Annotated in this window: 14 protein-coding genes and 1 pseudogene; 10 read left to right on the top strand and 5 right to left on the bottom strand. The window is 59.8% G+C overall.

The window, feature by feature from the left end:
* Positions 1 to 134: 134 nt before the first annotated feature.
* Positions 135 to 389, bottom strand: a pseudogene (locus KW848_RS22860) (YebG family protein); the annotation flags it as partial.
* A 306-nt stretch (positions 390 to 695) separates the two neighbouring features.
* On the opposite strand from KW848_RS22860, the gene KW848_RS22865 reads away from it, so the two are divergent.
* Positions 696 to 1,196: a phosphate-starvation-inducible protein PsiE gene (locus KW848_RS22865; protein ID WP_008150634.1), complete on the top strand. Its 501-nt coding sequence runs from the start codon at positions 696 to 698 to the stop codon at positions 1,194 to 1,196.
* Here the strand turns inward: KW848_RS22865 and KW848_RS22870 are convergent.
* The 3 genes from KW848_RS22870 to KW848_RS22880 form a co-directional block, all read right to left on the bottom strand.
* The gene (locus KW848_RS22870; protein WP_008150633.1) at positions 1,193 to 1,510 is read right to left on the bottom strand and encodes a DUF3509 domain-containing protein; all 318 of its coding nucleotides are present in this window, start codon (positions 1,508 to 1,510) and stop codon (positions 1,193 to 1,195) included. The two genes, KW848_RS22865 and KW848_RS22870, sit on opposite strands and share 4 nt — an antisense overlap.
* 218 nt (positions 1,511 to 1,728) lie before the next feature.
* The gene (locus tag KW848_RS22875) at positions 1,729 to 3,030 is read right to left on the bottom strand and encodes a serine/threonine transporter (protein ID WP_192410188.1); all 1,302 of its coding nucleotides are present in this window, start codon (positions 3,028 to 3,030) and stop codon (positions 1,729 to 1,731) included.
* A 60-nt stretch (positions 3,031 to 3,090) separates the two neighbouring features.
* Entirely contained in the window at positions 3,091 to 4,467 is a 1,377-nt protein-coding gene (locus tag KW848_RS22880; protein ID WP_218538121.1) for an L-serine ammonia-lyase, read from the bottom strand.
* A 135-nt stretch (positions 4,468 to 4,602) separates the two neighbouring features.
* Between KW848_RS22880 and KW848_RS22885 the strand changes: the two genes are divergently transcribed.
* From KW848_RS22885 to KW848_RS22920, 8 genes are all read left to right on the top strand, one after another.
* Entirely contained in the window at positions 4,603 to 5,550 is a 948-nt protein-coding gene (locus tag KW848_RS22885) for a LysR substrate-binding domain-containing protein (protein ID WP_218538122.1), read from the top strand.
* 213 nt (positions 5,551 to 5,763) lie between these two features.
* Positions 5,764 to 6,171: an HPF/RaiA family ribosome-associated protein gene (locus tag KW848_RS22890; RefSeq protein ID WP_111450355.1), complete on the top strand. Its 408-nt coding sequence runs from the start codon at positions 5,764 to 5,766 to the stop codon at positions 6,169 to 6,171.
* 203 nt (positions 6,172 to 6,374) lie between these two features.
* Complete coding sequence (locus tag KW848_RS22895; RefSeq protein ID WP_218538123.1) at positions 6,375 to 6,677, top strand: DUF3649 domain-containing protein; 303 nt, start codon at positions 6,375 to 6,377, stop codon at positions 6,675 to 6,677.
* Positions 6,677 to 8,257, top strand: a complete 1,581-nt coding sequence (locus KW848_RS22900) for a PepSY domain-containing protein (RefSeq protein WP_218538124.1) — start codon at positions 6,677 to 6,679, stop codon at positions 8,255 to 8,257. Before KW848_RS22895 ends, KW848_RS22900 begins: the two co-directional genes overlap by 1 nt.
* A complete protein-coding gene (locus KW848_RS22905) occupies positions 8,258 to 8,584 on the top strand; it encodes a DUF3325 domain-containing protein (RefSeq protein WP_218538125.1) in 327 nt (108 codons plus the stop codon). It abuts the gene before it with no gap.
* A 4-nt stretch (positions 8,585 to 8,588) separates the two neighbouring features.
* Positions 8,589 to 9,152 (top strand): RNA polymerase sigma factor, encoded by a 564-nt coding sequence (locus KW848_RS22910; protein ID WP_218538126.1) that lies wholly within the window; start codon positions 8,589 to 8,591, stop codon positions 9,150 to 9,152.
* Positions 9,149 to 10,138: a FecR family protein gene (locus KW848_RS22915; protein WP_218538127.1), complete on the top strand. Its 990-nt coding sequence runs from the start codon at positions 9,149 to 9,151 to the stop codon at positions 10,136 to 10,138. The genes KW848_RS22910 and KW848_RS22915 overlap by 4 nt, the downstream gene beginning before the upstream one ends.
* A gap of 335 nt (positions 10,139 to 10,473) precedes the next feature.
* Positions 10,474 to 12,903 carry a TonB-dependent receptor gene (locus KW848_RS22920; protein WP_218538128.1) on the top strand — a complete coding sequence of 810 codons (2,430 nt, stop codon included), beginning with the start codon at positions 10,474 to 10,476 and terminating at the stop codon, positions 12,901 to 12,903.
* A 117-nt stretch (positions 12,904 to 13,020) separates the two neighbouring features.
* Here KW848_RS22920 and KW848_RS22925 read toward each other — a convergent pair whose 3' ends face one another.
* Positions 13,021 to 13,896 (bottom strand): AraC family transcriptional regulator, encoded by an 876-nt coding sequence (locus KW848_RS22925; RefSeq protein WP_218538129.1) that lies wholly within the window; start codon positions 13,894 to 13,896, stop codon positions 13,021 to 13,023.
* Between the two features lie 138 nt (positions 13,897 to 14,034).
* Here KW848_RS22925 and KW848_RS22930 point away from each other — a divergent pair, with 138 nt between their 5' ends.
* On the top strand, positions 14,035 to 14,937 hold the full coding sequence (locus KW848_RS22930; protein WP_111450347.1) for a DMT family transporter: 903 nt from the start codon (positions 14,035 to 14,037) through the stop codon (positions 14,935 to 14,937).

A 14,937-nucleotide genomic window follows, 5' to 3' on the forward strand; every position in this document is an offset into this window, starting at 1 on the left:
AGTCATTTGACTCAGGGCCTATTCAATTCGGGCGTTGCTTACTTGGCAGCCTTGGGCGCTTTAGCAGGCTTGGTCGGCTCAGCGACTTCAACAGGTGCAGGCGCCTCAACGGGGGCAGCCTTTTCAACGACTTCAGCAGGCGCATTCAGCAATTCGGACAACGCGTCCGGTTGGCTCTTGAACGCCTTGGCGAACACATCGCGGTTCTTCGCCATGTAGATACCGGCTTCTTCCACTTGCTGTTCGGTCAGGGACGGAACGGCTTTTTGCAACACTTCGGCCAGCAACTCGGCCAGTTCGAGCATTTTGTCATGACGGTCAGCTTCGGCTTTATCCATGAACAAGCGCTCCAGATCTCGGCTGCTGCGGTATACCACTTCGACGGCCATTCACCACCTCACATGCCTTCACATTAAGTTGTCTTGTCGACCACTGTATTTATATACAGCGAAAAGGATAAGCGAATCCCTGCGCTTTGGGTAGTGGCTTTTTAATGTAGACCGAATTCAGGTGGTCTGCGCAAACCTGTGGGAGCCGAGCTTGCTCGCGATGAGGCCTTCGAATCCAGTACAAAAGTGTCCAGTAGCAGCCCATCGCCATCTCACCCAACAGCCTCTGGCCTTTTTTCTGCATGCAGAACAACCGTCACGTCAAACCCGCATCATCCGCTCGAACCGAGCTAAGGAAGAATCATCGTGAAAATCAACTGGGCCGAGAACCTGCGGCAGAACGTGCATCAACTGGCCGAGTCCCTGGGCAACCTGTTCGTCGAGACCTTCCACTACCTGGCGCTGTTCGCCATCGGTGCAGTCACCGCGTGGGCGGCGGTGATGGAGTTTTTGCAGATGATCGAGGCGGGGCACATCAAGATCGATGACATCTTGCTGCTGTTCATCTACCTGGAACTGGGGGCGATGGTCGGGATTTACTTCAAGACCAACCACATGCCGGTGCGTTTCCTGATCTACGTCGCGATCACCGCGCTGACGCGACTGCTAATCTCCAACGTCTCGCACCACAACCCACCGGATATCGGCATCATCTACCTGTGCGGCGGGATTCTGCTGTTGGCGTTCTCGATTCTGGTGGTGCGTTACGCTTCGTCGCAATTCCCTTCGGTGAAGATCGAACACCCGCAACGCAAGATCGGTGCGGGTTCCGGTGAGCATCCCGAAGTCGAGAAGGGCGAGCTTTAAAGCCGCATGGCTGGCCGGCTGTGGCCCTTGACGCGCGGCGGCGGCAGGTTGTGATTGTCGCCGTCGGTCATGGCTTCGAGGATGGCCACGGCGCTATGGCCCTGTTCGATGGCGATGCCGAACTGAATGCTTTGTACCAGGCGTTTGAGGCGCTGGGGGTCATTGCGTTGTTCGGCGCTGATCATCCGTTTGGCGACCACGTGACCGCTGTTGGACAGGGTCAGCATGATGCTGCCATCCAGGCCCTGAATGCTCAGGTTGATCTGATAATCCGCTGCAAAAGCATCGGTAATGAGCTGAAAAGGGTTGTCCATGATGCGTTACCGCCTGATTGAACGTGCAGTTGTTGACCCGCCGTGATCGGGATTAGTTCGCAACACCAGACCACCGGCACGTCGCTCGCTGAGGTTTTCAACAGTCCTTTTGCCTCACAGGTAACGTAGCAAGGGGCATGCCGGAAAAATTGTCGAACAATAGACACGGCAAAAAAGAAGGCGGGCACTACAGCCCGCCTTCTTTTTGCCTGCCCGTTTCAGGGCATGAATGAGTAGATGATCGCAGACAGTGCAATCAAACCGATCAGTACCACGAACACGTTCGAGGCCTGACCCGAATACTGGCGCAAGGCTGGCACTCGACGGATGGCGTACATCGGCATCAGGAACAAAAGGCACGCGATGATCGGCCCGCCGAGGGTTTCGATCATGCCGAGGATGCTCGGGTTGAAGGTCGCCACGGCCCAGCAACTGAGGATCATGAACAGTGCGGTCACGCGGTTCAGCCAGCTCGCTGACATCACCCGGCCACGACCGCGCAGGCTTTTCACAATCAGTCCCTGAAAGCCTTCGCTGGCGCCGATGTAATGGCCGAGGAAGGACTTGGTGATCGCCACCAGCGCAATCAGCGGCGCCGCGTAAGCGATGACCGGTGTCTGGAAGTGGTTGGCCAGGTACGACAGGATCGAGATGTTCTGCGCCTTGGCAGCCGCCAAATCCGCCGGTGACAAGGCCAGCACGCAACTGAAGCAGAAGAACATCACCGTCACCACCATCATCGCGTGGGCGATGGCGAGGATGCCGCTGCTTTTGCGTTCGGCCTGTTCGCCGTAACGCTGTTTCTGATCGACGGAGAAGGCGGAGATGATTGGCGAATGGTTGAACGAAAACACCATCACCGGGATCGCCAGCCACAACGTCTTGAAGAACAGCGGCATCGGCATGCCTTCACTGGCGGTGGCGAAGAATGCGCCGTTCCAGTTCGGGATCAGGCTCAAACCGAGCAGCAGCAACGCCGCCACGAACGGATAAACCAGCACGCTCATGCATTTGACGATGACGCCCTGACCGCAACGGACGATGGCCATCAGACCGAGGATCAGCACCAGTGACAGAATCGCCCGTGGTGGCGGGGCGATGTGCAACTGATGCTCCATGAAGCTGCTCAAGGTATTGGTCAGCGCCACGCTGTACACCAGCAGAATCGGGAAGATCGCAAAGAAATACAGCAGCGTGATCAGCTTGCCCGCCCCGATGCCGAAGTGTTCTTCCACCACTTCGGTGATGTCCCCGGAACGCCCGGACAACACGAAGCGGGTCAGGCCGCGGTGGGCGAAGAATGTCATCGGGAAGGCCAGCACTGCCAGGATCAGCAGTGGCCAGAAACCGCCTACGCCGGCGTTGATCGGCAGGAACAGCGTGCCAGCGCCGATGGCGGTGCCATAAAGGCCAAGCATCCAGGTGGTGTCGTGTTTACTCCAGCCTTTGTGGGTTATTTCGCTATTGCGTGTCAGGTCTACAGCAGGATTATCGGCAGCAGGTGTACGTACATCGGTCATCGTTTGGCCTCGTTATTGTTCTTGCTCGGGCTCACGTGTTACAGGCGTCGGGAATGCTCCTCAGCACTCCACCCAGCTGACAGCCAGGCCGCCCCGTGAAGTCTCTTTGTATTTGTCATGCATGTCGGCGCCGGTATCGCGCATGGTGCGGATTACCCGGTCCAGGGAAATGAAGTGTTTGCCGTCGCCGCGCAAGGCCATTTGCGTAGCGTTGATCGCCTTCACGGCGGCGATGGCGTTGCGCTCGATGCACGGCACTTGCACTAGGCCGCCGACCGGGTCGCAGGTCAGGCCGAGGTTGTGTTCCAGGCCGATTTCGGCGGCGTTTTCCAGTTGCTCTGGCGTGGCGCCGAGCACGTCCGCCAACCCGGCGGCGGCCATGGCGCACGCGGAGCCCACTTCGCCCTGGCAGCCAACTTCGGCGCCGGAGATAGACGCGTTTTTCTTGCAGAGGATTCCTACGGCCGCGGCGCCCAAGAAGAACGCGACGACGTCATCGTCCGACGCGTCCGGGTTGAATTTCATGTAGTAGTGCAGCACCGCCGGAATGATCCCCGCCGCGCCATTGGTCGGCGCCGTGACCATGCGCCCGCCCGCTGCGTTTTCTTCGTTCACGGCGAGGGCAAACAGGTTCACCCACTCCATGGCCGATAGCGTGGAGGTGATGACATTCGGCTTGCCGATTTCCAACAGGCTGCGGTGCAATTTCGCCGCGCGACGCGGAACCTTCAGACCGCCGGGCAGGATGCCTTCATGGCGCAGCCCTTGCTCGACGCATTCGCGCATCACCGACCAAATGTGCAACAGGCCCTGACGGATTTCCGCTTCGCTGCGCCAGGCCAGTTCATTGGCCATCATCAACTCGGAAACGCGCAGACCGTGCTGGTTGCAGAGCTTGAGTAGTTCGGCGGCGCTGGAAAAATCGTACGGCAGCACCACATCGCTGGTGGGCGCGATACCGGACTCGGCTTCGGCCGCTTCGATGATAAAACCGCCACCGATCGAGTAGTACGTTTGCTCCGACAATTCACCGGTTTCGCCAAAGGCCGTCAGGGACATCGCATTGGGGTGGTAGGGCAGGCTCTCGTCGAGCAGCAGGAGGTCGCGTTGCCAGTTGAAGGCGATGGTGGTTTTGCCTGCCAGAGACAGTTCGCCGGTTTCGCGCAGGGTCTGGATTCGACTGTCGATGGACGTGGGATCGATGCTGTCCGGCCACTCGCCCATCAGGCCCATGACGCAGGCGCGGTCGGTGGCGTGACCGACGCCGGTCGCCGACAGCGAGCCATACAGTCGGATTTCTACCCGCCGTACGTCGGCCAGCAATTGTTGGTCAATCAGGGCTTGGGCGAAGGTCGCGGCGGCGCGCATCGGGCCGACGGTATGGGAACTGGACGGACCGATGCCGACTTTGAAGAGATCGAAAACACTGATAGCCATGCTAAAGCCTATACAAGCAATGGAAGAGAAATCGCTGCCATTTTTGTAGGACAAGCGCAATGTCGGCGATACTGCCTACCTCGGTCCTACGTGACCAACGAAACTTCCTAAGACAGCCTTTAGCAGGACTAAACAATGAGTCGCCAATTGCACGCCCAGACTTACGTCTGGCTGCACGTGTTTTCCTGTGCCGCGCGGCACTTGTCGTTCACCCGTTGCGCCGAAGAGCTGCACATCACGCCGGGTGCGGTCAGTCAGCAAATCCGACAGCTGGAAGAGCGACTGGGTTTTCGCCTGTTTCATCGTCGCGCTCGCGGCGTGGAATTGAGCGCTGAAGGCCAGCGACTGGCCATCACGGTCAACGAGGCCTACGGCAGCATCGATGCGGAATTGCGACGACTGGATGCCGGAATGATCAGTGGGATTTTGCGGGTGCGCTCTATTCCATCGTTCCTGAGCAAGTGGTTGACCCCAAGGTTGCCGCGCTTGCAGCAGCGCTTTCCGGACATTCAATTACGTCTGGTGGCCGAGGACAGCAGCGTGCCATTGCACGAAGGCGACTTCGATTTGGCCATCGACCTGAATGACGGCAGCTATCCCGGTTTGTTATCCACAACCTTGCTCGACGAGCAGATTTTTCCGGTCTGTGCCCCAGGCCTGCTGCGCGGCCGGCCGCCGCTGCATGGCCCGGCGGACCTGATGCATTTCCCGTTGCTGCACGACATTACCGCCTGGCGCGGCAGTTACGAGTACGCGGAATGGGAGTTTTACCTCAACGCCATCGGCTTCGAAGGTGCGGACGTGCGGCGCGGGCACACCTTCAATCGCAATCACCTGACCATCGAAGCGGCGATTGCCGGGATGGGCGTGGCGATTGCGCGGCGAACCTTGCTCAATGACGAATTGGAACGGGGGACGTTGATCGTGCCGTTTGGCCTGGCGGTACCCAATCACAAGCGTTACGTGCTGCTCTATGCGCCTGGGGCGCTGAGCCATCCGGGCGTGCGTGCGGTGCATGACTGGCTGGTGGAAGAGGCGGGGATATTTCGAAGCCTGCATCCGCTGGCGAAGCGGCAGATGTGAGCAATTGTGACAAAAGAGTCAGGCGACCCAACTCCCGACCTTAACAGCGCTTTTGCTCCTTGTCTGGCTTTTTTTGCGAATCAAAATTTATCTTTTTTTAGGGGTTGAATTGTTCTGCGAGCCGACCGATTGTGTAAGTAAGAGGTCACGGTGATGACGCCCAAGGGCCAGCCGAAGGGCCTCTCGCGAGCTAGCTGAAATAAGGGATGAACTATGCAAATCCAAGTCAACAGCGATAACCATATTCAAAGCAGCATCCGACTGGAGGAGTGGGTACGTACTACCATTGAGAGCACGCTCGAACGTTATGAAGAGGACCTGACACGCGTCGAGGTTCATCTGCGGGACGAGAACGGCGACAAGCCCGGTCCCCATGACATGCGCTGTCAGCTGGAAGCGCGGCCAAAAGGCCACCAACCGATTTCTGTCACCCATAAAGCCGCAAACCTGGAACTGGCGATCGACGGTGCGGCCGAAAAACTTGAACATGCGCTTGAGCACCTGTTCGGCAAACTGCGGGGCAAACCACGTGCCGCTATAGTGCCGTTCGAGAGAGTTGCAGCCGATGCGCTGCTGGAAGACGAGTTTCTCGAGAACGAACAGGCTGCGCAAAACGGCTGATATCTGATTAGGTTTTGACCTTCCACCACTGACAAACGGGTCTGCTTATGCAGGCCCGTTTTTGTTTGTGCTGACTGACCGCTGACTGCTGTAACAACGATCCCGTCAGATTCTATTTTGCACATGAGAATATTTATCATTAATATTGCGACCTTGTTGGCTCCGTGACATTCACGAGGCCTCACCCGTTTCAAGGTCGAAACATGAAAGGCAAAATCACCGCGCTCCCCGTTTCCTACCGACTGGCTGTCACTTCCCGAGTGCTGGCCGCCGTGCTGGGGGGGTACCTCGTCGCGGCATTGGCCAGTGTCAGCCTGACGATGTGGCTGCCTTTGGCTCGTGGCGAAGCGGTGGTCACCGGGATGATGACCTCGTTTTTGGTGTATCTGGTCGCCGTGCTTTGGTGCTTTGCCTGTCGAAGTGCGTGGCAAGCCTGGTTCGGATTGATCGTGCCAAGCGTGGTTTTGGCGGCGGTGGCGGGGCTGGCGTACTGGTTGGGCCACTGATGAAAGAGGGCTTTCGGCAGGCCATGGCCTGGCTGCACACCTGGGCCGGGTTGATCTTCGGCTGGTTGCTGTTCGCGATTTTCCTGACCGGCACGCTCGCCTATTTCAAGGATGAGATCAGCCACTGGATGCAGCCGGAAATTCCCGCCCGTTCGCTGTCCTCCGCAGCCAGTCTGACCCTGGCCCAGCGCTACCTCGAGCAGCACGCCGCGGGTGCCTCGCGATGGCTCATCGATTTGCCGGATGCTCGCGAACCCGGGCTGTCGGTGAGGTGGCAGCAAGCACCGGCCAAGCCCGGCACGCGCGGTCAATTCACCGAAAAACTCCTCGATCCGCAAACCGGCGTAGAAGTGCAGGGCCGGGACACACGCGGTGGCGAGTTCTTTTACCGCTTCCACTTTCAGCTGCAGATGCCCTATCCGTGGGGGCGCTGGCTGTCGACGATCGCAGCGATGGTGATGTTCGTCGCGCTGATCAGCGGGATCATTACCCACAAGAAAATCTTCAAGGACTTCTTCACCTTCCGCCCGCGCAAGGGCCAGCGCTCCTGGCTGGACGGGCACAACGCGGTGGGCGTTCTGGTGTTGCCGTTTCATTTGATGATCACTTACAGCAGCCTGGTGATTTTCATGTCGATGGTGATGCCGGCGAGCATCCTTACCGCCTACAAAGGTGATGCCGAGGCGTTTTACGATGAGGTATTTCCGGCGTCCAATACGCCCGACATGGCAGGCAAACCGGGCCAGTTGGCACCCTTGGCTCCGCTGCTGGAACGGGCCAGCGAGCAGTGGTCGGGCGGGCGAACCGGGTCGCTGACGGTGAACAATCCGGGCGATGCGAATGCCTCGGTCATTCTTGTGCGTGACGGCGCCGACCGAGTAGTCCACGACTTTGGCAGCGCGGTGACATTCAACGGTGTGACCGGACAGTTGGTCAGCGCAACGCCGAAGCAAGCATTGCCCATGGCGATTGCCGGCAGTTTCTATGGCTTGCACATGGGCCATTTCGCCGGTCCGGTGTTGCGCTGGCTGTACTTCATGTGTGGTTTGGCGGGCACTGCGATGATCGGCACCGGACTGGTGATCTGGCTCGGCAAGCGTCAGCTCAAACATGCGAAGAGCGGTGTGATGCCGTTTGAGTTGCGGCTGGTGGAAGTGCTGAACATCGCCAGCCTGTCGGGGTTGATGGTCGCGGTGGCGGTGTTCTTCTGGGCCAATCGATTGTTGCCGGTCGCAATGGCCGGGCGGGCGGATTGGGAGGTGAACAGCTTCTTCATCGTCTGGGGCCTGAGTGTGTTGCACGCCGTGGTCCGCCGCGGTCGCGCCGCGTGGGTCGAACAGTTGGCGCTGACGGCGTTGCTGTTCTGTGCGCTGCCGTTGCTGAACGCGTTGACTACGCCTTATCACTTGGGCGTCACCCTGATGCAGGGGGATTGGGCCATGGCCGGTTTCGATCTGACGTGTCTGGGCAGCGGTCTGTTTTTCGCGTGGACTGCGTGGAAAATGCAGCGCGCGGGGCAGGCTGGAATCGCCACCCGACCACGGGCGAAACCGATGCTGCTTGAGCAAGAGGCGCACTGAATGTTCCTGGCCTTGTTGCTGTGCTACGGCGGTTTCACCGCGCTGTGTTTATCGATGGATCGGCATCACGCCGAACTGCTGGGGCGCAAGCCCTCGGCCCGTCGCCGCCAAGCAATGAAACTCAGTGGCTGGTTGTTGCTGGCGTTATCGCTGTGGGCTGCGGTGTCGTCGACGGGGTGGGGACTTGGATTGGTGGAGTGGTTTGCGGTGTTGATGCTCAGCGCTTTGCTGCTGGTGTGGTTGATGACGTATCGCCCGCGCCTGGCCTTGGCGTTGGCCGGTTTGAGTTTGCTTGCCAGCCCCGTCGCCGTGTTTGCAAAGGGCTGACCTGATGATCACCAGCCCCCCGGAATCCCATGACGACGAACATCGTAGTGCGCGTGCGCATTTCCTGCAGGTGTTCCTTTCCCAGCGTTCGCAAATGGAAGCGCTGGTGAGCCGTCGTGTCGGTTGTCGGGCGACCGCCGCGGACCTGGTGCAGGATTTGTTCCTGCGTTTCTGGCGTCGGCCGCTGGTGCAAGTCGAAGAGCTCAGCACTTACCTGTTGCGCTGCGCCGGCAACATCGCCATCGACCATTTGCGCAGCGAAGGCACGCGGGTGCGGGTCAATGAGGGCTGGATGCCGGATCAACCCGACAGCCACGGCAGCGAGCCGCAAGCGGCGCTGGAGGCGGGCAACGATTTGCGTCACGTCGAAGCGGCGTTGCGCGCGCTGCCCGAGCGCACGCGGCAGATCTTTTTGCTCAACCGTATTCACGGGCGCAAATACGCCGAGATCGCCAAGGCCATGGGGTTGTCCCAAAGCGCCGTTGAAAAACATATGATGCGCGCCCTCGAGGCTTGCAAGGCCAGCCTGCGGGAACCCGAACCGCGCACGCCAGGGAAAGCATTGTGACCAACACCGAACGCGTCACCCCGACGCCTGCTCAGGAACAGGCGGCCTTCGCCTGGCTGAGTCTGTTGCATGACCAGCCCAGCAGCGGCGATCAGGCCACCTTCAGCCATTGGCTACAGGCCGACCACGCCCATGCCGAGGCTTACGCCCAGGCGCAAGTGGTGTGGGAGTTGACCGAAACTCCGGCCCGAACGTTGGCCGGTGAAGAAGCGTTTGCCTTGCAGGGTTATCTCAATGCGATGAATCGCTCGCGCCGTACCCGCGTTCGGCGTTGGTCCGGGGCGTTGGCGATGGCGGCGTGCATGGTAGTGATGATCGGCGTCGGTGCTGGCTGGCAACCGTCGCGCTGGGTCGATGATCTGGGCGCGGACTATGTGTCGGCGCCGGGGGAGATTCGCACTGTCACGCTGTCGGATCAGTCACAAGTCACGCTTGATGCCGACAGCGCGATTGCGGTGGATTTCAGTCGTGGCGAGCGGCATGTCCAGCTGCGGCGCGGCGCCGGATTTTTCAGCGTGACCCACACCGGCGAGCCGTTTGTGGTGGACGCTGAAAAAGGTCAGGCGCGGGTGCTGGGGACTCAGTTTGAAGTGCGTCTGCAACCGCACGGTGCGCAGGTCACGGTGTTGTCCGGGCGGGTCGGTGTGACGGCGAACAAGTACGCCGAGCAACAAATTCTCATCGCTGGCCAGCAAGTGGCTTATGGCGAGGGTTCGGCGCAAAAACTCCATGCGGTCGACAGCGAAGCGCAATTGGCGTGGCGTCAGGGATGGCTCAATTACTACAAGGCGACACTCGCCGACGTGGTGCAAGACCTTGGGCGTTATTACCCGGGACGGATTGTGCTGCTCAACGATGAACTCGCGGGGCGTCGGGTCAGTGGCAGCTTTCCGAGCCAGGATCCGCAAGCGGTGCTGAGTTCGTTGCAAGGGGTGTTGGGGTTTGAGCAGCACAAGGTTTTGGGGCGTTTGATTATTTTGCGTTGAGGCTGCTGGCCCCATCGCGAGCAGGCTCGCTCCCACATTTGAAATGCATTCCCCTGTGGGAGCGAGCCTGCTCGCGATGGCGTCAGATCGAACACACATTCTTTCAACTGATCGTTCCCACGCTCTGCGTGGGAATGCATCCCGTGTCGCTCTGCGTCACATCAACTGCGGACGCAGAGCGTCCATGGCGGCATTCCCACGCAGAGCGTGGGAACGATCGAAGTGTTTTGAAAATAATTTCAAAATTCTGATGAGGTAAACCCGGACGCCATCCGTGTAGTGACTGAAACTGCGAGTCATTCGCATCCGTAACGGTTCTACACAGGTCATGAGCAATGAAGTCCAGGGCAAAATCGGGTTCGGTCAAACAGTGGTTGGGTACGTGTGCCTTGAGCTTTTCGGCGCTGGTATTGCTGCCGTTGAGTGTGGCGGTGGCGGCTGAGGCCGGGAGTGCCCGGCAGAGTGCGTCGTTCAGCTTCGCAATGGCCGCCAAACCGCTGCCCCAGGCCTTGAGCGACTTCAGCCGGATCACTGGCATCAGCGTGGTCTACACCGATGAGGCGCCGTACGGCATCAACGCTCCAGCGCTCAGCGGGCAGATGAGTGCCGAGCAGGCGATGCAGCGTTTGCTCAGCGGTTCGGGGTTCACCTTCCGTCGCACTGACGGTCACACCTTGCTGCTGGAGCCGTTGCCTACCGATGGTGCCTTGAACCTGGGCGCGACTACCATCACCTCGGTGGCCGATCAGTCCATGAGCTATCAGCCGCCGCCCACCAGTTCGGTGATGCGCTCTTCGGCCTTGATCCAGGAAATTCCCCAGACCGTCAACGTGGTTCCGGCGCAGGTTATTCGCGATCAGGCGCCGCGCAATCTGGACGACGCGCTGGCCAACGTCAGCGGCATTACTCAAGGCAACACACTGGCGAGCACTCAGGATTCGGTGATGACTCGCGGTTTCGGCGACAACCGCAACGGCTCGATCATGCGCGACGGCATGCCGATCGTGCAGGGCCGTGGCATGAATGCGACTGTGGACCGGGTAGAAGTGCTCAAGGGCCCGGCCTCGCTTCTTTATGGCATTCAAGACCCGGGCGGCGTGGTCAACATGGTCAGCAAAAAGCCCGAGCTTGAGCAGTACAACGCGTTGACCCTGCGTGGCTCGACCTATGGCGACGGCAAAAACGGCAGCGGCGGCGGCCTCGACAGCACCGGCGCGTTGGGTGATTCCGGGTTGGCCTATCGCATGGTCCTGGACCACGAAGACGAAGATTACTGGCGCAACTTCGGTACTCACCGCGAGACATTGGTAGCACCGTCCCTGGCCTGGTTCGGCGAAAGCACCAAGCTGCTGTTCTCCTATGAACACCGCGAGTTTCTGACCCCGTTCGACCGCGGCACAATCATCGACCCGCGTGACAACCATCCGCTGGACATCTCCCGCGAGCGTCGCCTCGACGAACCCTTCAACAACATGGAAGGCCGCTCGGACCTGTATCACTTCGAGGCCGATCACGAGCTCAACGACAACTGGAAAGCCCACTTCGGCTACAGCTGGAACCGCGAAACCTACGACGCCAGCCAGGTGCGCATCACCGCCATCGACACCAATAAGGGCACGTTGACTCGCAGCATGGACGGCACTCAAAACGCGATCAGCACCGACCGCTTCACCACCGCCAGCCTGGAAGGCAATGTCCAGCTCGCAGGGATGAAACATGACCTGGTGTTCGGCGTCGATGATGAATACCGCAAGATCTACCGCGAAGACCTGATCCGTCAGAAAAGCTTGAGCACCTTCAGTTACGTCAACCCGGTTTACGGCCGCGAAGTCGCCGGCACCACGGTCAGCCCGGCCGACAGCGCGCAGACCGATGAACTGCGCAGCGATTCGGTGTTTTTGCAGGACTCGATTCACCTGACCGATCAATGGATTCTGGTGGCCGGCGGGCGCTTCCAGGAATACGACCAGTACGCCGGCAAAGGCGTGCCGTTCAAGGCCAACACCGACAGCAACGGTCAGAAATGGGTGCCTCGCGCCGGTCTGGTGTATCGCTACACCGATGAACTGTCGTTCTACGGCAGCTACACCGAATCGTTCAAACCCAACTCGACCATCGCACCGTTGAGCGGCAGCAGCACCGTGCTGGACGGCAGCATCGCGCCGGAAGAAGCCAAGTCCTGGGAAATCGGCGCCAAGCTCGACATGCCGGGCCGCGTCACCGGTAACGTCGCGCTGTTCGACATCAAGAAGCGCAATGTGCTGGTGGCCAACTCCGAAGGTCCGGTGACGATCTACAGCGCCGCCGGTGAAGTGCGTTCCCGTGGGCTGGAAGTGGACTTGAGCGGTCAGTTGAGTGATCGCTGGAGCATGATCGGCAGCTATGCCTACACCGACGCTGAAGTGACGGAGGACCCGATCTACAAAGGCAAGAAATTGCAAAACGTCGCCAAGAATAGTGGTTCGCTGTCGGCGGTTTATGACTTTGGCACTATCGTCGGTGGCGATCAGCTACGGGTCGGCGCAGGGGCGCGGTATGTCGGTGAGCGAGCGGGTAACGCGGTGAACGATTTCGACCTGCCGAGCTACACCGTGGCCGATGCGTTCGCTACCTACGACACCAAAGTCGAGGGGCAGAAGGTCAAGTTCCAGCTCAATGTGAAGAACCTGTTTGACCGCACCTACTACACCTCGGCGGCGAGCCGGTTCTTTGTGTCGATGGGGGATTCGCGGCAGGTATCGCTCTCAAGCACGCTGGAGTTCTGATCGCAGACCGCGTCATCGTTCTTCGCGAGCAAGCCCGCTCCCACAGGGGAATGCATTCCAAATGTGGGAGCGGGCTTGCTCGCGAAGGCGGCATCCCAAACACCGAAAATCTCAGGTCTACCGCAAAAACGCCTGCCGATACTCGCCGGGCGTTCCCCCCAATGCCTGACGAAACCGATTGGTGAAATGACTCGCACTGGCAAACCCACACGCCAATGCAATATCCCCCAACGGCTGCGACGTCGTACGCAGCAACTCCCGCGCCCGGCTCAGTCGCCGCGACAGCACATACTGATGCGGCGGCAAGCCAAAACTCTCGCGAAACATCCGTGCAAAGTGGTATTCGGATAGCGCACACAACGCCGCCAACTGCCCCAGGCTAATCGCCTCGGCCAATTGGTTGTCGATGAACTCCACCAACTGCCGTCGCTGATGCGCAGCCAATCCGCCTTTCAGCCGCAAGCCCTCACGCATTCCAACCTGGCCGAGCAGCACGTGGCTGAGCATTTCATGGGCCAGGCTGCTGGTGAGCACGCGTTCGCCGGGCTCGTCCCAGTTGAGTGTGAGCATTTGCCGAAAGCGCCGGGCTTGCGCCGGGTCGTCGAGAAAGGTGGCTTCGCGTAGCTGTAGCTCACGAGGTTCGCGGTCCAGCAACGTAACGCAGCCGAGGGCGAATTGTTCGGGGCTGAAATACACGTGGGCCAGGCGTATGTCGCCGTTGATCACCCAACCCGATTGATGCTCTGCCGGCAGGATGCACAGCTTGTCCGGGCCGCCCTTGGTGCCGGGTTGGTCGCGGCGAAAAGTGCCGGTGCCGCCAGCGATGTAGCAGGACAGGGTGTGATGACTCGGCGCTTCGTAATCCTGGGCGTCGTGATGATTGCTCCACAAGGCTGCAGCCATGCCGTCACCGAGCTCGGCGCTGTGCTCGAGGCGAGCATTGGGCGAGCGGTTGAGGGCTTGAAAGACTTGCAGGGTTTCCAGTGCAGGCATGATGGCTTCTCTTTGACGCCTTGCATCCTACTCCGTAGCCGTTCGGCTGCCAGCCTGTGGCCGGACAAAAGCGCAAGTTTATGCAAGTGCGAAAGGCCCTGGCGCAGGACACTGAACGCCTATTCAGGAGTCTTTGCCATGAACCTTTCGTTATATCTGCTGACCGTGCTGATCTGGGGCACCACCTGGATTGCCTTGAAATGGCAATTGGGCGTGGTGGCGATTCCGGTGTCGATCGTCTATCGCTTCGGCCTCGCCGCGTTGGTGCTGTTCGTGATGCTGCTGCTGAGTCGCCGCCTGCAAGTGATGAACCGTCGCGGGCATCTGATCTGTCTGGCGCAGGGGTTGTGCCTGTTCTGCATCAATTTCATGTGTTTTCTGACGGCCAGCCAGTGGATACCCAGCGGTCTGGTCGCGGTGGTGTTTTCCACCGCCACGTTGTGGAACGCACTCAATGCACGCGTGTTCTTCGGCCAGAAAGTCGCTCGCAATGTGCTGATGGGCGGTGCGCTGGGGCTGCTTGGGCTTGGCCTGTTGTTCTGGCCTGAGGTGGCAGGCCACACCGCGAGCCCGCAAACCTTGCTCGGGTTGGGCCTGGCATTGCTCGGGACACTGTGCTTCTCGGCGGGCAACATGCTGTCGAGCCTGCAACAGAAAGCCGGGCTCAAACCGCTGACTACCAATGCCTGGGGTATGGCCTATGGCGCGGCCATGCTGTCGGTGTGGTGCCTGGTCAAAGGCATTCCGTTCGACATGGAATGGAATGCGCGCTACATCGGCTCGCTGCTGTACCTGGTGATTCCGGGTTCGGTGATCGGTTTCACGGCCTACCTGACGTTGGTCGGGCGGATGGGGCCGGAACGCGCAGCCTATTGCACCGTACTGTTCCCCGTCGTGGCGCTGAATGTGTCGGCGTTTGCCGAAGGCTATCAATGGACCGCGCCCGCCTTGGTGGGTTTGGTACTGGTGATGCTGGGCAATGTGCTGGTGTTTCGTAAGCCCAGGGCGCCGATGGTGCAGGGCAACGGCAAACTCGCGTAA

The organism is Pseudomonas sp. PDM25 (assembly GCF_019219045.1).
Classification (GTDB): Bacteria; Pseudomonadota; Gammaproteobacteria; order Pseudomonadales; family Pseudomonadaceae; genus Aquipseudomonas.

Coding starts and splice junctions, on each gene's coding strand:
- KW848_RS22870 (WP_008150633.1), bottom strand. CDS start 1,510: ATGGACAACCCTTTTCAGCTCATTACCGATGCTTTTGCAGCGGATTAT.
- KW848_RS22885 (WP_218538122.1), top strand. CDS start 4,603: ATGAGTCGCCAATTGCACGCCCAGACTTACGTCTGGCTGCACGTGTTT.
- KW848_RS22920 (WP_218538128.1), top strand. CDS start 10,474: ATGAAGTCCAGGGCAAAATCGGGTTCGGTCAAACAGTGGTTGGGTACG.
- KW848_RS22875 (WP_192410188.1), bottom strand. CDS start 3,030: ATGACCGATGTACGTACACCTGCTGCCGATAATCCTGCTGTAGACCTG.
- KW848_RS22910 (WP_218538126.1), top strand. CDS start 8,589: ATGATCACCAGCCCCCCGGAATCCCATGACGACGAACATCGTAGTGCG.
- KW848_RS22900 (WP_218538124.1), top strand. CDS start 6,677: ATGAAAGAGGGCTTTCGGCAGGCCATGGCCTGGCTGCACACCTGGGCC.
- KW848_RS22905 (WP_218538125.1), top strand. CDS start 8,258: ATGTTCCTGGCCTTGTTGCTGTGCTACGGCGGTTTCACCGCGCTGTGT.
- KW848_RS22930 (WP_111450347.1), top strand. CDS start 14,035: ATGAACCTTTCGTTATATCTGCTGACCGTGCTGATCTGGGGCACCACC.
- KW848_RS22895 (WP_218538123.1), top strand. CDS start 6,375: ATGAAAGGCAAAATCACCGCGCTCCCCGTTTCCTACCGACTGGCTGTC.
- KW848_RS22925 (WP_218538129.1), bottom strand. CDS start 13,896: ATGCCTGCACTGGAAACCCTGCAAGTCTTTCAAGCCCTCAACCGCTCG.
- KW848_RS22880 (WP_218538121.1), bottom strand. CDS start 4,467: ATGGCTATCAGTGTTTTCGATCTCTTCAAAGTCGGCATCGGTCCGTCC.
- KW848_RS22890 (WP_111450355.1), top strand. CDS start 5,764: ATGCAAATCCAAGTCAACAGCGATAACCATATTCAAAGCAGCATCCGA.